Origin of the sequence: Helicobacter anseris (assembly GCF_003364335.1) — a bacterium.
Lineage (GTDB): Bacteria > Campylobacterota > Campylobacteria > Campylobacterales > Helicobacteraceae > Helicobacter_H > Helicobacter_H anseris.
This window is the reverse complement of record NZ_NXLX01000010.1, coordinates 1-22,145: the sequence shown is the minus strand read 5'-3', so window position 1 is coordinate 22,145 and position 22,145 is coordinate 1. Positions and strand designations below refer to the sequence as shown.

Sequence of the window (22,145 nt, the reverse complement as noted above, 5' to 3'; positions counted from 1 at the left end):
GCATCATGTCTACCATTGATGAAAAAGGAAATCTCCTAGAGCTAGGAAAAAAATCTCCCTTATTTAAAAATCAGGATTTTATGAATTGTAAAGATTTTCTTGCCTCTATCAAGCATTATTATCTTGCTTTTGCTCCAAATGTCTTAATAAAAACTAATTTGCTTATTCATATACGCTTTCCAGAATTTATCATCAATGAAGATTTATATTTTGCTTTTGAGTGTTTTTTAAATGCTTCTAATATTGCTAGCGTAGATTCTCCAACATATCTTTATCGCCAAAGAGCAGGATCCATATCACATGCCCAATCTTTTCATCAACACAAATTACCCCTACTTGCAAAAAGCTATCTATATAATGCTAATTACTTATTACAACTTCTTAAAAAATATCCTAATGAAAGTTTTACACACTTAATTGATAGATGTTTAAGATACAACGCCTCCCCAGCAATTACTTTTTGTATTCTCTCAAATACAAGCAAAAAAAGTGATCTAAAAATACTACTACCCTATGCAAACTCCAAAGCTAAGCTTTGTTTTTATTTTCCATTTATTTTTAAAGCCCTGAGATCTGCTAAGCTAAAATTAAAATCTATTCAATCTTATTTTTCTTCAAAAATAACTCAATAGCATTTTGCAAATGCTCTAAATTTTTTGAATTATCAATAACCTCATCGCTTAGAGCTTTTTTTGATTCTAAAGACATTTGAGAATCAATCCTTTGCAATGCCTTTTCCTTACTCAAATTATTGCGTTTGCACAAACGCTCAATTTGCAACTCTTTTGAACAATAAATCAAAAGTATCCATTTTGTATTATAAACCTTGCGTCCTCCAACCTCAAAAAATAAAGGAATATCCAAAAAATAATATTTATTCATCTTCTCCAAGCTTAAAGCCTTTTGCAAGATTATTTTCTCAATTTCAGGATGCATAATCTCTTCTAATTTTTTTCTTTTTTCTGCACTTTTAAAAACAATTTCTCCAAGTTTCATTCTGTCTATTTTTTGAGCACAAAAAGCCTCTGGAAACACTTTTTTAATTTTTTCTTGTTGTATTTCAAGCACTTGATGTGCAATACAATCAGCATCAATAATCTCAAAACCCTTTTGTGCTAAAATCCTTGCAACGCTACTTTTTCCACTAGCAATACCTCCGGTTAGCACGATTCCATACTCTAACACAATTCCCTCACAACACAAGATAAAACTTTGCAAAATTCCTCTAAACTTACTAAATCAAGTCTTTCTTTTTTGGAATGTGGATTGAAAATACTGGGTCCTAAAGACACAATCTCCAAATCCTCTAAACCCATAAGCAATAATCTCTCCTTTAAGATTCCACATTCAAGTCCAGCATGAATGGTTTCTACTATACTTGCACGATATGCAAAAGATTTTTTTATAATATCTAACAATACCCCTCCTTGCTCCTCTTCCCAAGGTGGATAAAACTCCTCTACAACACTATCCTTCCCATATAAAATATAAGAATCCTGCTCCCTTTTAAGGCTTTTTTCTAACAATTCCTTATAATTTGCCCTTCCCATTAAAATGACTTCAAATGCATCTTGAAGCTGGGTAATCTTTGCTAAATTAAGCGACTGGATTACTTGATTTTGATGGTTTTTATTTTGCACCCCTATGTTTAAACCTAAAATGTATTGTTCTAATTGATTTTTTTCATAACAAAAAGGTAAATCATCTATTGGCAAAATCTCAAAAGATTCATCACTTGACAAAATAGTATTTGTCTTGATTTGCATTTTTAAATTTATAGGAATTGAGTTTGAAAACTCTCCTGCATTAAGGCTAAAAATACCATAATCTTTATCTTTTAGCTTTAAAAATATATCTTGGATTGGATTTTTAGGATTATGAGCAATATCCAAACCACTATGTCCCCCTTTATACCCCCTAGATTGAATCTGATAAGAATAAGAATATGATGCTTTATTTAATTTTAATAAAAACTTATTTTTTAAAACATATCCTCCAGCACAACCTACAACAATGCTTCCAAAAAACTCCGAATCTAAATTTAAAAGATTTTTAGATTCTATACGCAATTTCAAATCCCTTGCACCCAAAAGACCAATTTCTTCATCATTTGTAAAAAGACACTCAAGATTTTCTTCCTGCTCTAAAAACATCAAACTCAGCGCAATACCTATACCATTATCAGCACCAAGACTAGAATCTTTTGCCATTAAAAAATTATCTTTTTTGATTAAATTAAGCGCAGCTACATCTCCAGCTAAAACCATATCATAATGTGCCTGAAGACATAATTTTGGCTTTCCTTTTTTAAGATAAATATTACCCGCAGTATCAGTTTTTATTTCACAAGCAAGATTTTTTGCAAAATCACAAATATATTTTTTTAATCTTTCAGTATCTCCACTTGGATGCGGTATTGCACTTATTTGATTAAAGATTTCTAAACAACGCTTTATCATAGTTGCATTTTTCTTTTACTAAACTCCACAATTTTCCCATGAAATCGTGCAAAAACCATACTTAAATCCTCATATTCGTATGAGAGTTTTTGAATATTTTCTCTAATTCCACACTCACACCACTCTCTTAAGTCTTCATAATGCTCAAACTCAAACCCAATACTTGCAACAAGTTTTTGCGTATATTTATCTACTACCATAACATCCCTATTGCAAGCATAATTTAAAATACTATCCGCACTCTCAAAACCAATCCCTTTTTGGTTTAAAAGCCATTCTCTTGATACTTCACCCACAAAGGTATCAAAATCTCCAAAATCTTGCAAAATATTTTGTGCTAATTGTAATAATCTTTTTGATTTTTGATTATAAAAACCACTTGCCACAATGCAAGAAGCAATAAGCCCAATATCAGCAGTTGCAAAATTTTGCAAACTTTGATTATTATTTTCTAGAAGCAATAAATTTGATTTTAAATTATCTAAAGATTTTACGACATTTTCCCACTTAGTATTTTGAGTAAGTATAGCACCAATTACAACCTCAAAACTATGTGAATTTGGCCACCAATATCTCGGGGAGTTATCAAGAAGTTTTTTTTGTTTAAGTTTTATAAAAAGTTCATAACTATCAGTAATTTGCATTATTTAGACTCCCCAAAAAGGGGAAAATAAACTTAGCTTAAAAGTCTAAGGATATTTTGTTGCACAGCATTTGCTTGACTCATTGCATAGCTTCCAGATTGAGCAAGGATACTGTATTTGTTAAAGTCAGCAGATTCTGCAGCGAAATCAACATCTCTAATACCACTTTCAGCAGCTTTAACATTCACTTGTGTTACAGTGATGTTATTTACTGTGCTAGTCATTTGATTTTGAACAGAACCTAAATCTGCACGAATCTTATCAAGCATTTTTTGAGCAGATTCTGCAATATCCATAACAATCATCGCGCCTCTAAGAGTAGTTACACCAGCACCAAGACTAGTATTTCCACTAGCAATTACTGCATTATAGTTTGCACCAGCAGCAGATTTTACAGAAGCATCAAAACCACCCATAACATCTCTAAGGTTTACAGTTGCTGTTGCTACTTTTCCAGCACCAAAACCAATTGCAGAATAACCACCTGTCGTAGAATCAGCAGCAGAAACAACTACAATATCTCTTGCATCAAGTCTGCTTAATGACAATCTACCATAATTCACAGAACCATCAGTGCCAGTAATATCCTGACCACCATTAACTGTTGTAATTGCAGCTATAGAAGCCTGGCCTCCAGCACTCTGTGTTTGTTGTGGTGCATCTGCCTTAATCACAATACCTCTACCATCAAGACTTCTAAGATTTAAACGACCATTTGAATCTGTATAAGCCTCAACACCAGTATCTGAAGTTACAGAGTTGATTGCTTGAATCAAACGACCATCTGTATCACCTCTTTTGATATCTACAACATTACCAATGATTACACCATTGATTGTAAGGTTATTTAATGAACCAGAAGCAATCTCAGCATCAGAAGTCGTAATAACATTTGCTTGAGCTCTAATACCAGTTTTGCTGCTATTTTTATTGATGATTTCAGCCAAAGCACCAATACCAGTTCCAGCAGAAGTAGAAATTTTTACACTCTCTAACTTCACATCAGCATTTCCATTAACTTGTTTGAAAGTCAAAGAAACTTCACCAGAAGCAGTAATCAAAGAACCTGTATTGATTTTAACTTGACCAATCTTATCAGATGTTGTAGCACCAATAGATGCCTTAATACTTTGGTTTGAATAAGCACCAACTTGGAATTCTTTATTAGTCCATTGACCAGAAAGCAATGCTTGACCGTTATAAGATGTTGTATTACCAATATTATCCAAACCTTGAATAAGTCTAATAATGTCTGATTGGATAGCCTTTCTTGATTCTGTAGATTGACCATCTTGTGCAGCTTGTGTAGCTTTTACTTTAATAGTATCAAGAATCTTTAATTGCTCATCCATAGCCTTATCAGCAATTTGGATAATCCCCATACCTTCATTTGTATTGCTAATAGCTTGACCTAAAGCATTTGCTTGAGAACGCAAAGTGTCTGCAATTGTCATACCAGAAGCATCATCTGCTGCCTTGTTGATTCTAAGACCTGAACTTAATTTCTCAAGTGAATTCTTTAATTTAGATTGTGTCAAAGCTGACTGTGCATGCGCATTCATCGCATTAATGTTTGTATTGACTTGAAAAGCCATTTGTTACTCCTTTAATGTTATAAATCCAAAAGCGTCCTTGCATTTTGGTCAAAAACTAAATCGTTGTTTTTATTTTTTTCTTTAATCTTTTTTCTTATTTTCTTGATATTTTTTTGATAAAATTCGCCAAAACTTGCAAGGATGGTATCTTGAGCATCCCATTAAATCAAAAAATCACCACAAAAGATCTTGAAAAAATTCTTACTTTTATCTCCAATTCTCTTAAACAAAAAGGGTTTCAAAAGGTTATATTTGGCCTTAGTGGTGGGATTGATAGTGCTGTTGTAGCTCTCTTGTGTCAAAAAATTCTCAAAGAAAATATACTTGCTATATGTATGCCCTCAAAAAATTCAAACTTATCAAATTTTCTTGATGCAAAACATTTGTGTGAAGAATTTAACATACCTTATGAAATACATTCTATTGCACCTTATGAGGAAATTTTTATGCAAGAAAATCCTGATGCATTACGACTGGGAAATTTTTATGCAAGAATTCGCATGACGCTTCTTTATGACCTCTCTCAAAAATACAATGCAATTGTAATTGGCACTTCTAATAAAAGTGAACTTATGCTTGGATATGGAACCATCTTTGGTGATCTTGCTTGTGCACTCAATCCCATCGCACCATTTTTTAAAACGCAAATTTTTCAAATTGCTAAACTTCTAAATATACCATCAAACATTATTCAAAAAGCCCCTAGCGCAGATTTATATCCCAATCAGAGTGATGAAGCGGAGCTAGGCTATAGCTATGCACTTATTGATCCTTTATTAGAATATATTACTAATACATACCCTTCTTTAGAACTTTTACCAACAGATTCTTTAGATAATTTCACGCAACAAGGTTTTGATTTAAAAATGACACAAGCCATCATCACAAGAATCAAGAAAAATCTTTTTAAAAGTCAAGCTCCATTACTTTTTGAGGTCTAACAATGCGTTTTATTGATAGTTTTTTTTACAAACCAAATTTTATGCAAAAAATCTTAGCATTACTGCTTTTACCTCTTAGTTTCCTCTATCTCATTGCATCTATTATAAGAAGAAAATTATCCCCATTTAAAGACTTTAATATTCCTATTATAAGCATTGGAAATCTTGTTGCTGGAGGAAGTGGAAAAACTCCATTTATTATAGAGAGTGCAAAAATTTTTGATGACATTGCAATTATTTCTAGAGGATATAAACGAAAATCAAAGGGTCTTGTAATTGTAAGCCAAAAAGGGGAGATTCTAGTTTCTCAAGAAAATGCTGGAGATGAGGCATATCTTATTGCAAAAAAACTTCCTAAGGCTACTGTTATTGTATGTAAAAATCGCTCTTTGGCTATTGAAAAAGCTAAAAAACTTGGATGTAAAATTATTTTTTTAGACGATGGCTTCAGATTTAATTTCAAAAAGCTTAATATCTTACTAAAACCTCAATTGCAACCCTATTTTAATTTCTGTATCCCCAGTGGAATCTATAGGGAAAATCCTTATCTATACAAAACTGCTGATTTACTGATACAAGAGGGGACTGATTATACACGCGAGGTAAAAGTTTTAGAGCCAACAGAAAGAATGCTTCTTGTAACCGCCATTGCAAATCCATCAAGACTTGATCAATTTCTACCAGATATTGTTGGTAAAATCACACTTCCTGATCATAGTAATTTTGATTTAGATTTTCTTAAAGAAAAAATGCAAGAACACAATGCAACCTCTCTTCTTGTTACTCAAAAAGATGCAGTAAAGATGCAAAATTTTCAATTACCTCTAAGCATTCTTGACTTAAAACTAAATATTAAACCTCAAATTATCAAAGCAATACAAAACTACATTGCAAACTAAGCACGCACTGCAAGCTTAGTAATCGCATCTGTATTTAACTCATCCATATGTGTTTTTAATACTTTTGAATACATATCTACAAGCCTGTTAGTCTCAATCAAATTTGTCATTTCTATAACTGCATTTACATTGCTTTTTTCTAAAAAACTTTGTTGCAGGGCTTGTGTATTTGCCAAGTTTAAACGATCGTTTATTTTATCTTGAGGATAACTATAGAGATTTTTTCCTTCTTTTTTAAGATATTTTGGATTTATAAAACCTACTATTGCAATAGCGTTGAGAGCCTCACTATTACCAACTTCCTCATTATCAGTATTTCTTACATAGACATTTCCATTCTTATCCACTTCAATCTCACTACCAGCAGGAAGAGCAATTCCCTCTCCATTTTCTAACCCCACTCTACTTAAGACCTGAAATCCATCTTTTGTGCTTAGCATTCCATCATCTCCGACTACAAATGAACCATCTCTTGTATAAAAGATTCCATTTGGTGTTTTTATGGCAAAAAATAAATTCTCCTTAGTCAATGCAAAATCTAAAGCATTTTGTGTCTCCATCATAGCACCAAGCCCGCTATCGCTATAAGATTCTGAAATAATAGGCACACGATCCAATGCCCTATTAACAAATTTTGCAGCTTCTTTAGTGTGGTTTTTTAAAGGCAATTGATGCTGATAGGATTCATGCAGACGCATATAATCTCCAATAATCACATCATCTCTCTTAAAAGCATTAGTATTGAGATTAGCAAGATTATTTGAAATCATATCAAGACGATTAAACTGTGTTACCATACCACCTACGGCATTATAATAACCATTTTGCATATTCCATCCTTAGAAAATAAACTTATAAAGAGCAAGCAAAATATATTCCAAAGTTTAGATATAGCACTTACTGATTTTTATGCTATGATTGCGATTTTTCTAACTATGAAAGTTCTAAAACTAAGGAAAAACAAAGTACTATGAATTTAAAAAGTATTAAGTTTTTGCTACTCTCTTATATTGGCATTGCCCTTATTGCAGCAATGTTTCTATCTCTGCCTTTTGCACATACAACAGAACTTTCTTTCATTGATGCTTTTTTTACTTCCATTTCTGCATTAGCATGCACAGGACTTATCATCAAAGATACAGCTCTAGATTTTACGCCAATAGGTCATGGGATTTTGCTTTTTTTGATTCAGCTTGGTGGTTTTGGCTATATGACAATGCTAGGGCTTATCTACGTTTTATTAAGAAAAAGATTAGGAAGTGCAGAAAAAAATATGCTAAAAGAAGCACTTAATTACTCAAGTTATGACAATCTTATGGAATTTATTAAAAAGATTCTCATCTATGTTTTGATTATCGAATCTATTGGTGCTTTATTTTTAAGTCTAGATTTTTGTATGCGTTTTGGATTAAAAGATGGATTATGGTATGGTATTTTCCATGCTGTCGCAGCCTTTAATAATGCTGGCTTTTCAATTTTTCCTGATAGTTTAATGGATTTTAGAACTGATATTTTAGTCAATATTGTTGTATGCACTCTTGTAATTCTTGGAGGATTGGGATATATATGTTTAGTAGAATTACATTTTTTTGCAAAATATAAGATGTATCCACAAAAAAAACAAAAAATGTTTCATTTTTCTCTTCATTTTAAAATTGTATTTCATGTAACCTTAACACTTATTTTGCTTGGTGCTATTATCATTCTTATTTTGGAATGGAATAATCCAGAAACTTTTGGTAGCTTTGGTTTCTTTGAAAAGATTATAACCGCACTTTTTACTTCAATAAATTACCGCTCTGCTGGATTTGTCACTTATGATATTTCCAATCTTAAAGATTCCACACTCTTTTTCTCTGCTATTTTTATGCTAATTGGGGGGGCTCCAGGAGGAACTGCTACAGGGATTAAGGTCACAACAGTTGCTGTTTTATTTGCCTTTTGTCGCTCCATCTTAAACAATAGCCAACCAAGTTTATTTAATCGCTCTATCCTGCAAGATACCGTCCAAAAAGCATTGATGATTTTCCTAATTTCTAGTTTTTACTTTATCCTTATTTCACTTTTGCTCGCTCTTGTAGAGGCAAATTTGGATTTTTTCCCGCTTGTTTTTGAGGTAAATGCAGCCTTTTCAAATGTGGGCATTTCAACAGGAGATGGAGGTATTTTATCGCTAAGTGCAAATTTCAATGAGGCTGGGAAAATGCTTATTATTGTGGCGATGATTTTAGGGAAAATCGGAGTTATGGTATTTACTCTAGCTTTATTTGGAAAATCTAAGGTTAGCAGGATTCAATACCCTACAGAAAAAGTAATCTTATAAATAAAAGGAGTAAAGCTTGGTAAAAAAAACTTTTGGAGTAATTGGTCTTGGTAAGTTTGGTTCATATATCACAAGAAGTCTAGTAGATCAAGGTGAAAGCGTCATTGTCTGCGATAATTCACAAGAAAATTTTAGGGATTTTAGAGAGGATGTAGAAAATCTCTATATGCTAGATTCTACAGACATTGTCGCATTAAAAGAAGCGGGTATCAGTGAGCTTGATGTAGTAATTGTAAGTATTGGAGAAAATATTGAAGCTTCCATCTTAACAGTTATGGCATTAAAAGAGCTAGGCAATAAAATGATTATTGCAAAAGCCACAAGCAAAACTCATGGGCAAATCCTCTCAAAAATTGGAGCAGATAAAGTGATTTACCCAGAAAGAGAAGCAGCAAATAGACTATTTGTAGAACTCATTGCTTCAAAAGTTGATGTAAATGTAATTAGTGAAAATCTCAAAATGTGTAAAGTTTTGGCTAGTGATATTTTTGGAAAAAGAACCATTGGAGAAATTCAAGAATCTAGTATTAAAAAAGATGAAAGTGGCAATATTATTCAAGAAATCAAAATTGTTGCTGTTAAAAGAAATGAAAACTGGTTGATGGATTTTAGTCTAGAACTTGAGGTTTTTAATGAAGATTTTATTGTTTTCCTTGGCAATGAAAAGGCCATAGATTTTTATGTAAAAAAATTTGAGAATCTTTAAGCACAAAACCCACTTTTTACTTTATGGTAAAATACTCATTGGATAAAAGCTATAAATAAAGAGGTGAATAAATGGCAAAACTATTGCTAGTAGAAGATGATTTGGAGATGCAAGGACTAATTGTAACATATCTACGACAAGCTGGTTTTGAAGTAGTTGCAACAGCTTCTCCTATAGAATCATTGGAGATTTTAACCCAACAAAAAAATATTGATCTTATTATTCTTGATCTTACTCTACCAGAAATGGATGGTTTTGAACTTTGCAAAAGAATTAGAACTTTTTCTAGCACTCCTATTATCATCTCTACTGCTAGAGGTGATATCTACAATAAAATACAAGGGTTTGAGCAAGGAGCAGATGACTATCTTGCAAAACCCTATGAGCCAGTCGAACTTATTGCCAGAATCAATGCAATGCTAAGAAGATTTAAACCAAAAGAGATGGTTTTTGACAATCTCTCAATCAATGTTTCAAAGCGAGAAGCTTTGATTAATGGCAAAAATATTGATCTGACAAATACAGAGTTTGATATCCTTATTTTTCTTATAGAAAATCGCCTGCATCCAGTATCAAGGGAAGCAATTGCACACTCCATCAACGCTATACACGAAGAAAGCTCTCTTAGAAGTATTGATACGCATGTTAGAAATCTAAGGGCTAAGCTTGGAGATTCTGCAAAAGAACCAAAATTCATCCAATCTGTTTGGGCCATAGGATATAAATTTTGTTTATAAAAAGCATAAAAGTTCAGGTCATACTTGCCTTTCTATTTGCAAGTATTTTTCTTTTTGTAATTGCAATGAAAGTAAATAGGCTTGTTTTAGATAGACAAAGCGAATATCTCAAAGATGAAACTTTTTTGTTTATTGATACCATTATGCCAAGCTATGAAAATGGAGATATGCAATCCATTCAAGCTTTTGCAGAAAAATTCAACTATCAAATTGTCCCACAAGTTCCAGAAAAAATTGATGTCATTTATCACAAAGAAAATAAAGATATAAAAGTTAAAATCTTTGAAAATAAAAGATATACAGGAGCCCTAATCTACTATCATAACAACAGTCTTATTGTCATCAAAAATAACTACCTAAGTTTTTGGGATAAATATGGTTTGCAATTATTTATCTTGCCTGTATTTCTCATTTTAACACTTTTGGTAGGCATCTTTTTTTCTGCGCTCAATACACTTAGCAAAATACGAGATGGTGTCGAAGAGGTTGCACGTGGGAATCATGACTTTGAAATACAAAATGATAGACAAGATGAAATAGGTGATTTAGTAGAAACTTTCAAAAAAGCTAAAGATATTATTGCAAAAATTCTAAAAGGTAGAGAGCTTATTTTAAGAAGCTTAGGACATGAATTAAAAACACCTCTTGCAAAAATGAAACTTTTCTTAGCACTCAAAGAGCCAAAAAATGAAGATGATATCAAAATGCAAAAGTATGTCAATGAGTTACAAAAAATATCCGAAAATATTCTAGAGCTTGAGCGTATAAATAGTGGGAATCTAATATTAGAGCAAAACAATTTCTTGAGTGAAACACTCTTACTAGAAGCACTCAATGGCTTTGAAGATGAACAAGAAAAAATCATCTTTAATATAAAAGAAAATTACCTTATTAAAAATGATTTAAGATTGCTTGTTGTTGTGATAAAGAATCTTATTGATAATGGATTAAAATATGCAGCAGATGGTAAAATTTATATCGAATGTTACAAGCACTTATTGACATTTAAAAATAAAGGTGAGCCATTAAAATACGATATTAGTTATTATCTCGAACCTTTTTATAGAGATGATAGACATCATGCTATTTTAGGACATGGGCTTGGCTTATCCATTATTAGTGAAATTATTAAAATTTTAAAATTAAGTTTTGAATATAAATATCAAGATGGTTATCATCACTTTATAGTCAATCTTCAATCAAAGGAGTAGTAAATGAGAATTGTAAATATTATCTTTGATGACTTTATACAACTAAAACAAGATTTAGAGAAAAACAAAATCACTAAACAAACTCAAGAAAAATACTTTATACAAATTTTTATGGGAATCATTGACAAAGAAATTGCTCAAGACTTGGTAAATTTCTTTAATAAAGAGCTTCATTGCGAAGTTTTATTAACACAAAGTGCTAAAGAAAATATTTCACACACAAAAATTCTTAACTCAAAAATTCTCATTAGTGTTAGTTGTTTTGAACATTCTAATATAAAATCCACATACTGCCCTGCCACACTAAATGCAAATCAAGTATCCAAACAAATACAACAAATTGTTACGCCAAAAACAAAACTTTTAATTCTTTTTGTTGCTTGTGGTAGCTTTGATCATGAAGATATTCTTGGAACCCTAAGAAGAGATATGCCCCATGTCATAATATGCGGTGGTAGATCTTGGCTTTATTCAGGACACACTGGATTAGTTGGGGATAAAGATGGTATTTACTTGGAGGGCTTAGTTTGTGCAAGCATTGATTCTGATGTTTTATATGTGCAAAATAATTATATTTTTGGTTGGGAAAAAATTGGTCTAAGTATGACAATTACCAAATCACAAAATAATATTGTTGAAGAAATTAATCACCAAAAAGCACTAGATATTTACAAAAAATACCTCGGCACTCATATTTTTAAGAACCTTGAAGCAAGCAACTATACCCTCCCTCTTGTTTATTATAAAGATGGCATTCCCTTAGCAAGAGTAATATATAAAATTCTAGAAGATGGTAGATTGGTTTTTAATGATGCTTTACCTGAGGGCACAAAAGTAAATTTTGCCTTTGGCTTGCTAGAAAATATCCAAAAAGAAACAATGGAAGTTAGAGCAAAAATTCCATCAAATACACAAGGAATCTATTTTTATTCTTGTGTTGCCCGTATGATGTTTCTTGGCAAAAACAATCTCTCAGATTTACTCCATAGTTTTGATAACATTCCTTCTGCTGGTTTTTTCACCTCAGGCGAAGCTTATTGCTCAAAAGATCAAGGTATGTTTTTAGGACTTACTAATACCTTTGTCTCTCTTGTAGAAGAAAAACCAGAATTTTCAAATGAGACACTGCAATCTACAAAAGAGATAAAACTTGATGCAAGATCTCTCACTGTTGATACAATGTCCCATCTAATGAGAGCTACAAATCAAGAAATTCTCCAACTTGCAAATAAATTTGAAGCCTATCAGCAATTAGTTGATGGGACAATGTTACATATTTTTACTGATGAAAATTTAAATATTCTCTACACCAATGAAAAAATGAGTGAAAAATCTCTCTATACGCAAGAAGAACTCCTTGGCAAAAATTGTCTTGAATTTTTAGACGAAGAGCAAAAAAATCAAGTTATTAGCGATATTCTCCCTGTCCTTTATGAAAAAAGAGAATGGGTAGGAAAACTTAGACAAACAAAAAAAGATGGAACTGCCTACTATGTAAAACTTGCTGTTAAAGCCATCTTAAATGAAAAGGGTGAGGTGACAAACTATGTTATCGGCGAACTTGATGACACTGAAGATGAATTAGAGCTTATTTCATTAAGAAATGACACCCATTTGCTTAAAAAATCTATTGAAACAAAACGCTACCTATTAGAACAATATAATAATATCATTGACAAAAATCAAAGTTTATTCCGTTTAGATCTAAACAAAAACTTCACTTATGCCAATGAAATTTTCCTTAAAATTACAGGATTAAAACTTGAAAATATTATAGGTAGAAATGTTTATGAATTTATCCAAGAGGATGAAAAATGGCAATTTGAAAATGTCCAAAAAGATTTAATGCAAAAGGGTAGCTATCATGGCATACTAGAATACACACGACCTGATGGCAAAAAAGTCTATGTCAAAAGTGCTGGCTACTTTATCAAAGATCCCAATGAGATTCCTATCGAGATTATGGCAGTAGGATTTGACATCACCCAAATCATCGAAAATATCAAAGAAATTGAAACCATTCAAAAAGATGTAATCTATGCAATGGGAACTATATGTGAAGGCAAAAGCAGAGAAACGGGTAATCACATCATAAGAGTAGCAGAATACTCTGCTCTACTTGCAAAACTCTATGGTTGTTCAAAAGAAGAACAAGAACTTTTACGCATTGCATCGCCAATGCATGACATTGGAAAAGTTGGTATTGCTGATTCTATCCTCAATAAACCCGGAAAACTTACTCCTGAAGAGTTTGAAATTATGAAAACCCACACAACAATTGGACAAGACATCTTTAAAAACTCTGATAGACTTATCTTAAGAACTGCTGGGGACATTGCAGGAACACACCATGAATGGTGGAATGGTAGCGGATACCCTAACCAATTAAGTGGTGAGGATATTCCACTTTTTGGCAGAATCACCACCATTGCTGATGTTTTTGATGCACTCAGTAATGATAGATGCTATAAAAAAGCATGGCCCCTCCCTGATGTATTAGAACATATCAAATCCTTAAGAGGAAAACAATTCCAACCAGAACTTGTGGATTTATTTTTAGACAATATTGATCAATTTTTAGAAATTAGTAAAAAATATCAAGATGTAGTATGAAAATCTACTTGAACTTTTGGATAAAAAAGGATACATGCAATTACCTTGGTAGAGGAAAAATACAATTATTGAAATATATTCATGAGACAGGCTCTCTATCTCAAGCAGCAAAAAAAAATGAAAATGAGTTATAAGGCGGCTTGGGATGATATCCAAAATATCAATCAACACTCTCCTACAATAGTTGTGCAGACTGCCACAGGTGGAAAAAATGGTGGCGGGAGTAAAATAAGTGATTATGGAAAGGAACTTATAGAAACTTTTGATCTCTTGCAAGGTTTTATTCATAATCTTGAAGACAATCTAAAAAATTTTGAAAACCTCACAGATTTAAGAGAAAATATACAAACTTTACAAAAAAAACTCTCATAATTCCTCTTTTAAGAATTTCCATATCCATCAAAAAACTGTATAATTTTGTAACATTTTTTAATAAGGATGGGAATGCAAACTTTATGTTTAGTTTTAATGGCTGCTGGCTCTTCAACGCGTTTTAACCAAACTCTACCTCCAAACAAACAAATCAAAAAGCAGTGGTTAAGAATCCACGATACACCACTTTGGCAAAAAGTTTTATTAAATCTCAAAAAAATTTATCCCTTTGATGAAATTATTATTGGTGCAAACTGCTCTGAAGTTACTTATATGCAAAAATTTTGTACAGATGAAATAGTTGTTGCTGGTGGAGAGAGTCGTGCACAAACATTACGCAATATCCTAAAGCAAGTAAAAAGTGATTTTGTTTTTGTCACGGATGTGGCACGATGCAATCTTGATTTAGAAGTTTGCAAAAATCTTTTAGAATCTTATAAAGATTATGATTGCACTGCTCCTTACTTAGATTGTGTAGATACAATATTAGACAAAGAATATCCACTTAATCGCTCTGATATCAAGCTTATTCAAACTCCACAAATATCAAATACCCAAAAGCTAAGAGATGCTCTAAATAAAAAAGATTATACAGATGAAAGCACAGCAATGCTTGATAATAAATATAAGGTTTGTTTTTTGCAAGGAAGTCACAAAATGCAAAAACTCACTACTCCAAAGGATTTATTTTTATTAGATTCCCTCCCACCTGCAAGCAATCATACTTTTTTTGGCAGCGGAATAGACATCCATCAATTCAAACAAAACAAACCAATGAAACTTGGTGGATTGGAAATCACAAAAAATTTTGGATTTAAAGCTCATAGCGATGGTGATGTTTTACTACATGCAATTATTGATGCACTACTAGGTGCTGTGGGTGGTGGGGATATAGGAGAATGGTTTCCTGATACAAGTGATGAGTTTAAAAATGCAGATTCTACGGCTCTACTTGAGAAAATCCGCTCTTTTATCACTAGTGTAGGCTATGAGATTTTGCATCTTGATATTAGCATTCTTGCCCAAATACCAAAAATCAATCCCCATAAAGAAGCCTTAGCGCAAAATCTCTCTAAACTCTTATATCTACCAAAAAATCACATCAATATCAAAGCCACCACTGCAGAAAAAATGGGATTTATCGGCAGAGAAGAGGGAATATGCGTTATTGCTAATGCAACTTTAAAATTTTTAGATTGGAAGGAGTTTATTTAATGAGGGTTTTAATTATTGAAAATGAAACATATTTAGCACAAAGCATTGCATCAAAACTCAATAGTTTTGGATACATTTGCAACATTATTCCAGCAATTGAACACAATGGCACACTAGACTATGAAGTCATTTTATTATCTTCAAGTGCTTGTGGTGATCATTATGAAAATTTCATTCAGAAAAATTCAAAATCCATTATCATTATGCTAGTTTCCTACATCAGTGATGACACTATCTCAAAACCCTTAAGAAGCGGTGCTAGCGACTATATCTTAAAACCTTTTATGATTGATGAATTACTAAGAAAGATAGAGCATTACAAATACCATAAAGAAATTTTAGAAAAAATAAATTTCTACAACTCATATTTTAATTTTGTTCAAAGAGAATTAAATACCCCATCACTCCCTCAATACCAACCTCCTTTTATTATCAAAAGCAACTCTCAGCGTAGTGCCGATATCTATGCAATGAAATACGCAAGAGATAAAAACATCAATTTTATTATCTTGAGTTTTAGAGATCAAGAATGGAAAAATATTCTTAAAAATCCCCCGCAAAAAGAAAAGTATTACTACATCACCAATCTAGAGGAACTTAAAAAAAATGAAATGAAAATTCTTTTAGAAAGTATTTCAAAATACAATTTTATCCTCTCAATTATTTCTGATGATGCCATCAATTTTTCCCAAATTGTAGATATTACACATATTGTAAATAATCAGGATTTAGGTGGGGAGATATTATCCATAAAAGAATATGAACAAGCTATTATTACAAAGTTTGGAGAAAGATACCCAGATGTTGAGCTTGCAAGAAAACTTGGAATTAGCAGAAAAAGTCTGTGGGAAAAAAGGAAAAAATATGGGATTAGCAAGAAAAAATAAACAACTCTATATTGATAAAGAAGCATTAAGCGCACTCACCTTGATGCAAGAAGGATTGCTCTATCCTGTAGTATCCTTAATGAATCAAGAAGAAATGCAAGAAATTAGTCAAACAGGAATGTATAAAAATTGCTCTTATCCGTGCCCCCTACTCTTAAGCCCTAGTGGAAAAAAAAATCAAGAAGTTTTGCTCAGCTCTAAAAAAAATGAAATTATTGATTTAGTATGCGATAAAAAAATCATAGGAAATATTTGCGTTGATGATATCTTTCCTATCAATCCACAACAAAGACTTTTACAAATAGGCGCAGTTTTAGAAGAAAAAAACTATATTGCAAAGCGCATAGGAGAATATGCTGTAACTGGCAAACTTGAGCTAAATGAATACCCGCTTACTTCCTATAAAAACTTCTTAGAAGAGAAAAAAAAATCACTTCATGCAAAAAAAATTACAGGCATTATTTTCAATGCTAATCCTATACACAGAGTGCATGAAAAGATACTTAGAGATGAGTTAAATCACTCTGATTTGATTGTAATCTTTTTATTAAGACATCATAGGGAAGATTTTTTAGATTTTACTCTGCGCAAAAAAAGCTTAGAGCTTGTTTTAAATAACTTTTTTGCAAAAGAAAAAATTTGCATCATTCCGCTAGATTCTACATATCTCTTTGCAGGTCATAATAAAATTATCCTCTATGCCCTCATAGCAAAAAATTATGGTTGCACAAAAATTGTTTTAGGACAAAAAACCTCAGGGTTATCACTTTATTACAATAAGCAAACAAGACATTCTATTTTAGATTCTCTTAAAGGCATTGATATACAAATCAGTCTTTTAGATGAATATGTATATTGCACAAAATGCCAATGCCTGCTCAATATCAAAAGTTGCCCTCATGGCAAACATCATCATATTACCTATGATTCTAATGCTCTTTTGCATTTCTTTAAACTAGGTATTATTCCGCCCACAATCTTAATGCGCAAAGAAGTATCTGCTCTTATTCTCAAAACACTTTTACCTCAAAGAGAAGAAATAATGAAGCCTATTTATTATAATATTTTGCCTTCTGATGGAATCTTCTCAGAAGATATACAAGAGGATTTTTACACCAAACTCACAGAGCTTTATAAAATCAAAAATTAGGAGCAAGAATGCAAAACTTATTTCTTACACTTTTTTTTAGTGGAAAATCTCCAAAAGCACCAGGAACGATAGGCAGTATCGTAGCGCTAATCTTAGGAATTCCTTTTGTGCTTTATTCAAGCGAAACTATTATTTTATTAGCCATTCTCATTGGAATAATTGCGATAAAACAAATTGATATCTATGAAGCAAAATATCAAATACATGATCCTAAAGAAATTGTGATTGATGAACTTGTAGGTATGTGGCTTGCAATGGGAATTGGTGCTTGCATTGGTGGTTTTGATATTCAAGTTGCTATTTTATCTTTCATTTTTTTTAGGATTTTTGACATTACAAAACCATCTATCATAGGAAAGATTGATAAAAAAGTAAAAGGCGGACTTGGCGTTGTAGCTGATGATGCGCTAGCAGGTATTTTTGCAGGATTTAGCACCTTGATAGTGCTAAAAATCCTAGATTTTTTTCTTTAGAAGATTACAGAGATAAATACACTGATTCTGTGATAAGGAATGCTATAAATAGGTCTTCCTGTTTCATTGGTAATACTATGTTTATCTAAATTTTCTCTAATTGCAGCATCATCAAACACTGTTTGAGGTACTCCTCTATTTGTCAGACTTCCTCCAGTATAACGAAAACCAAGATTTACAATATTGCTAACCTTATATCCAAGACCCCCACCATAAATCACACCATCATATTGTGTTTTTATCGTAGGGAAATCTCCTCTTTGAGTTGATGGGTAAGTATCTTTCATGAAAAGCCAAGTATATCCACCAAATCCTAGGAAATAAAATCCTTTATATTCAAACCCAAGCATCAAAGGAAGTTGTACACCAGCACCAACAATTCCTTCAAATTGTGTTCTTTCCAAATAAGCATGTGTATCTAAAATATTTGACTTAGATCCTCTCATAGGTTGCAAGAAAATTGGCGCAGTAATTTCTGTTCCAAACATCATATTCATACCACCAAGAACAGATTCTATACTTCTGAGATAAAGACTATATCCTACATCTACAGAGAGATACTCTGCTTTTCCCAAGAAAGTATAAGAAGAGCCCACAGCACCCTCATTGAAGAAAAACCATCTTCTTGCAGTGCCTGTTCCAGTAGTTCCATCAACGATAGAACCTTTTGTAAAAGTACCTAATTGCCTAGAGCTAGAACTAGAGCTTCTTGTTGTTGTTGGAGCAGCAAAAGAAAACTCTAATAATAACAATAATGCTAAAAAACCATAAATTATCTTTTTCATTTTTTCTCCTTTTTTATGATTTTGTGTGTAAAATTATACACAAAACTCAAACCCCAAATCGACAAAAAATGAGACATATTAACCAAAAATTAGGATTTATTTTTTATGCAACAACACCAATTACTAACCCTTAAAGCCTCAGCTGGTAGTGGTAAAACTTTTGCGCTCACTTTACGCTATCTAAGCCTGCTTTTTTATGGAGCAAAAGCTAGCGAGATCTTAGCGCTCACATTTACAAAAAAAGCTGCTGGGGAGATGCAAGAGAGAATTACAAAAGCATTAGAAGAAATTGCCAAAGAAAAAGAAAAAAGTATTTATTTTATAAAACTACAAGAACAATACCACCTAAACAAAGAATCTCTCCTTTCTCAAACCCAAAAAATCTATGAGGATTTTCTCTCAAGTACTCCAAAAATTACAACCATTGATGCATTTTTTAATTCCATAGTAAAAAAATTTTGTTGGTATGTTGGATTGAGTAATCATTATGAGATTAAGGCCCAAGATACTGAAAAAATCGATGAAACTTTTTTAAATCTCCTCTCACAAACAACTTATGAGGCATTGCTAAGATTCTATACAATGCAAAAAAGAAATTCTTTTGATTTTTTAAATATAATGAGCAATTACGACTTTGATTTAAAAAAACAGGAAGTATCATTTGTAATTATCAAAGATATTTTACAGCTCGCACAAAGTATTAAAGAAGATATCCTAAAACACCCTCAAGCTTCAGATAGGGCAAAAAATGCTATCAAAACAACAAGTATTCAAGAATTATTAGAGAATCCAAAGTGGCTTATTGATGGTGATGAATATCTCTATTTCAAAAAACTCAAACTCAACCATCAAGCAAATTTTGATTCTCTAAAAGAAAAAATAAAAATTTATTTTGATATACAAGAAAAATATATCTTAAATATTATTGCAGATTTTGTCCCACTTTATAAAAAAGCAAGATTCCTTGTAAATCAAAAAAATTTTAGTCTTGACTTTTCAGACATCACGCTAAAGGCCTATGAGATTTTAACCCAACAAATCCATAAGGATTTTTTTTACTTTCGCCTTGATGACAAAATCAGCCATATTCTTATCGATGAATTCCAAGATACCAATCAAATACAATATCAAATACTCTTACCACTAATTGAAGAAATTAAATCTGGTGAAGGCAGGATAGAGCAACGCAGTCTATTTTTTGTAGGCGATAGCAAACAAAGTATTTATGGCTTTAGAGGAAGCGATAGCACAATATTTGACATTGTTAGCCAATATACTCAAGATGAAAACCTTACACATAACTATCGTAGTCAATCTCGCATTATAGATTTTAACAATCAAACCTTCCAATCTATTTTTCAAAATTATATCCCTCAGCTATGCCCAAAAGAGGATAAAGAAGGCTATATTAGAATCTATGAACCCTTAGAAAATATTTCTGAAATGCAAGAAATGGTATTGCATTCTATTGAGCTTTTGTTACAAAAAAATATCAATCCCAATGACATTGCAATTTTATGTTATAAAAACGATGACTTAGAAGATTTAAAAAGCTTTTTAAGCTCACGCCTCAAGCATATCACTTTTATCACAGAAACCAATCTCAAACTTACCAAGAGAAAACAACCACAAATCCTCATACAATGCTTGCTTTATACAAAAAGCAACAATCCTCTTTATAAAAAAAATATCACTAAGCTTTTAGGACTGGATTATGAAAGCGAGCTAGAAATCCCTGCTTTTGAAACAAATCTCACCTTGTGCGCATATATCTATAAGCTAATGCAACACTTTAAAATATGCGATATATTCGCACAGCAATTTCTAGAAGCTAGTTTTTTATACGATGACCTAGAAACTTTCCTAGAAGAAATCGAAAAAATACAACTGGATCCTATTAAAGAAAATATCAATGGCATTACTCTAATGACTATCCATAAATCCAAGGGATTGGAATTTGACCACATTATTATCTGCGATCGTTTTGGCAAAAAAGCACCAAATATCCAACCCTTTATTTTTGATACAAATAAAATCTGGTATAGACAATCCAAAAGAGAATTCTTTGATTCTACCTTTGATAGAATCTTGCAAAAAGAAAAAAATCGCTTAGCACAGGAAGAAAAAAATGTCTTATATGTAGCCTTTACGCGTGCAAAAAAATCACTTTTTGTCATTCAAAAAAATAAAGACAGTGCATTTGAAATATTAAACTTACAACCTTCAGAGATTGGAAACCTGCAACCATCTACCTCAAATACATCATACAACACAAGCCTTATACTTCCTTTTGAGCAAAAAGATTATGGAAAGCAAGAAGGATTTCTTGTTCAAAAAGAAATTACTAATCACCAAGATATTCTTTTTGGAGAAGCTATGCACTTTGCCCTAGAATATACCTTTGGATTTTGCTTCACTCAAAAAGCCCTCAGAGAAAAACTCTTGAATCTCTATGGTTTTTCATTAGAAACAGCAAGTATTGAAACTATTTTATCAAGGATAGAAAATCTCAAACAAGAAGAAACATTTTTACAAATCTTACAATCAAAAAAAAGCTATTGCGAAATAGCATTCTTACAAGAACTACATTTATATCGCATTGATATGCTATTAAAAGGGGATAAAGAAATTATTATTTTAGATTATAAAAGTGGTGCTCAAAAAATAGAACATCAAACTCAAGTGCAACAATATTTAAATTTTGCTAAAAACTTTTTTTATGACAAAACAATAAAAGGTTATCTTGTCTATCTATGGGATAAAGTCCATATTCAAGAAGTAAATTTAATTTAAAATCTCCACTCTTTCCCTCTCCAACCACCACTTAAACTAAGGAGTTTTGTTATAAAACTTTAAGATTTGATTTTAAGATTAAAGAGTTTTATTATTTCTCTTTTATCTTTAAAGCTTAAAGTATTGTTTTATTTCTTTTTGTTTTAGTTTGTTTAAAACAAAAAAATTATAAAGTGAAAAGTAAAAAATAAAATAAAAAATATAAAAATGTTTAAGTGGTGGCAGGAGAAGGAAAAATCTTTGTTTGTTTTCTTCTTCTGCTTAGTTTTAATTAAAAATACTTTTTAATACTTTTAATTAATACTTTTAATTTCTTTTTTAATTATTATTCTTCATACTTCT

The 22,145-nt window shown here is 31.7% G+C and carries 20 protein-coding genes; 14 read left to right on the top strand and 6 right to left on the bottom strand.

The annotated features are described in order from the left end of the window. The first annotated feature begins 5 nt into the window (after positions 1-5). Complete coding sequence (locus tag CQA57_RS04860; RefSeq protein ID WP_115579107.1) at positions 6-632, top strand: hypothetical protein; 627 nt, start codon at positions 6-8, stop codon at positions 630-632. Here CQA57_RS04860 and coaE read toward each other — a convergent pair. The 4 genes from coaE to CQA57_RS04840 are packed head-to-tail and all read right to left on the bottom strand — an operon-like array spanning position 595 to position 4,698. Then, complete coding sequence (gene coaE / locus CQA57_RS04855; protein WP_170126825.1) at positions 595-1,218, bottom strand: dephospho-CoA kinase; 624 nt, start codon at positions 1,216-1,218, stop codon at positions 595-597. The genes CQA57_RS04860 and coaE overlap by 38 nt on opposite strands. Then, positions 1,179-2,459, bottom strand: a complete 1,281-nt coding sequence (locus CQA57_RS04850; protein ID WP_115579105.1) for a zinc-binding metallopeptidase family protein — start codon at positions 2,457-2,459, stop codon at positions 1,179-1,181. The genes coaE and CQA57_RS04850 overlap by 40 nt, the downstream gene beginning before the upstream one ends. After that, entirely contained in the window at positions 2,456-3,097 is a 642-nt protein-coding gene (locus tag CQA57_RS04845) for a 3-methyladenine DNA glycosylase (RefSeq protein WP_170126827.1), read from the bottom strand. Before CQA57_RS04845 ends, CQA57_RS04850 begins: the two co-directional genes overlap by 4 nt. Positions 3,098-3,135: 38 nt before the next feature. Beyond that, the gene (locus CQA57_RS04840; protein ID WP_115579103.1) at positions 3,136-4,698 is read right to left on the bottom strand and encodes a flagellin A; all 1,563 of its coding nucleotides are present in this window, start codon (positions 4,696-4,698) and stop codon (positions 3,136-3,138) included. 155 nt (positions 4,699-4,853) lie between these two features. Here CQA57_RS04840 and CQA57_RS04835 point away from each other — a divergent pair, with 155 nt between their 5' ends. Together CQA57_RS04835 and CQA57_RS04830 are read left to right on the top strand one after the other, a co-directional pair. Continuing rightward, entirely contained in the window at positions 4,854-5,639 is a 786-nt protein-coding gene (locus tag CQA57_RS04835) for an NAD+ synthase (protein WP_407918734.1), read from the top strand. 2 nt (positions 5,640-5,641) lie between these two features. Continuing rightward, complete coding sequence (locus CQA57_RS04830; protein WP_115579102.1) at positions 5,642-6,538, top strand: tetraacyldisaccharide 4'-kinase; 897 nt, start codon at positions 5,642-5,644, stop codon at positions 6,536-6,538. On the opposite strand, the gene CQA57_RS04825 is transcribed toward CQA57_RS04830, so the two are convergent. Next, positions 6,535-7,368, bottom strand: coding sequence for a flagellar hook-basal body protein (locus tag CQA57_RS04825; protein WP_115579101.1), 834 nt, complete (start codon positions 7,366-7,368; stop codon positions 6,535-6,537). The two genes, CQA57_RS04830 and CQA57_RS04825, sit on opposite strands and share 4 nt — an antisense overlap. A 140-nt stretch (positions 7,369-7,508) precedes the next feature. On the opposite strand from CQA57_RS04825, the gene CQA57_RS04820 reads away from it, so the two are divergent. The 10 genes from CQA57_RS04820 (at position 7,509) to CQA57_RS04775 (ending at position 18,225) form a co-directional block, all read left to right on the top strand. Further along, positions 7,509-8,861: a potassium transporter TrkG gene (locus tag CQA57_RS04820; RefSeq protein ID WP_115579100.1), complete on the top strand. Its 1,353-nt coding sequence runs from the start codon at positions 7,509-7,511 to the stop codon at positions 8,859-8,861. Between the two features lie 16 nt (positions 8,862-8,877). After that, positions 8,878-9,567: a potassium channel family protein gene (locus CQA57_RS04815; protein WP_115579099.1), complete on the top strand. Its 690-nt coding sequence runs from the start codon at positions 8,878-8,880 to the stop codon at positions 9,565-9,567. 71 nt (positions 9,568-9,638) lie between these two features. Continuing rightward, a complete protein-coding gene (locus tag CQA57_RS04810) occupies positions 9,639-10,304 on the top strand; it encodes a response regulator transcription factor (RefSeq protein WP_115579098.1) in 666 nt (221 codons plus the stop codon). Beyond that, positions 10,295-11,515, top strand: coding sequence for an ATP-binding protein (locus tag CQA57_RS04805; RefSeq protein ID WP_115579097.1), 1,221 nt, complete (start codon positions 10,295-10,297; stop codon positions 11,513-11,515). Before CQA57_RS04810 ends, CQA57_RS04805 begins: the two co-directional genes overlap by 10 nt. A gap of 3 nt (positions 11,516-11,518) precedes the next feature. After that, positions 11,519-14,128, top strand: a complete 2,610-nt coding sequence (locus tag CQA57_RS04800) for an HD domain-containing phosphohydrolase (RefSeq protein WP_115579096.1) — start codon at positions 11,519-11,521, stop codon at positions 14,126-14,128. Positions 14,129-14,245: 117 nt separating this feature from the next. Beyond that, the gene (locus CQA57_RS04795) at positions 14,246-14,500 is read left to right on the top strand and encodes a winged helix-turn-helix domain-containing protein (RefSeq protein ID WP_115579095.1); all 255 of its coding nucleotides are present in this window, start codon (positions 14,246-14,248) and stop codon (positions 14,498-14,500) included. 72 nt (positions 14,501-14,572) lie between these two features. Next, positions 14,573-15,715 (top strand): bifunctional 2-C-methyl-D-erythritol 4-phosphate cytidylyltransferase/2-C-methyl-D-erythritol 2,4-cyclodiphosphate synthase, encoded by a 1,143-nt coding sequence (locus tag CQA57_RS04790; RefSeq protein ID WP_170126824.1) that lies wholly within the window; start codon positions 14,573-14,575, stop codon positions 15,713-15,715. Further along, positions 15,715-16,602, top strand: a complete 888-nt coding sequence (locus CQA57_RS04785) for a response regulator (RefSeq protein WP_115579093.1) — start codon at positions 15,715-15,717, stop codon at positions 16,600-16,602. Before CQA57_RS04790 ends, CQA57_RS04785 begins: the two co-directional genes overlap by 1 nt. Next, complete coding sequence (locus CQA57_RS04780) at positions 16,580-17,752, top strand: sulfate adenylyltransferase (RefSeq protein WP_245941860.1); 1,173 nt, start codon at positions 16,580-16,582, stop codon at positions 17,750-17,752. Before CQA57_RS04785 ends, CQA57_RS04780 begins: the two co-directional genes overlap by 23 nt. Positions 17,753-17,760: 8 nt before the next feature. Then, positions 17,761-18,225: a phosphatidylglycerophosphatase A family protein gene (locus CQA57_RS04775; protein ID WP_115579092.1), complete on the top strand. Its 465-nt coding sequence runs from the start codon at positions 17,761-17,763 to the stop codon at positions 18,223-18,225. Here the strand turns inward: CQA57_RS04775 and CQA57_RS04770 are convergent. Next, on the bottom strand, positions 18,222-19,010 hold the full coding sequence (locus CQA57_RS04770; RefSeq protein ID WP_115579091.1) for a hypothetical protein: 789 nt from the start codon (positions 19,008-19,010) through the stop codon (positions 18,222-18,224). The genes CQA57_RS04775 and CQA57_RS04770 overlap by 4 nt on opposite strands. A 105-nt stretch (positions 19,011-19,115) precedes the next feature. On the opposite strand from CQA57_RS04770, the gene CQA57_RS04765 reads away from it, so the two are divergent. Then, a complete protein-coding gene (locus CQA57_RS04765) occupies positions 19,116-21,803 on the top strand; it encodes a RecB-like helicase (protein ID WP_115579090.1) in 2,688 nt (895 codons plus the stop codon). Positions 21,804-22,145 lie beyond the last annotated feature (342 nt).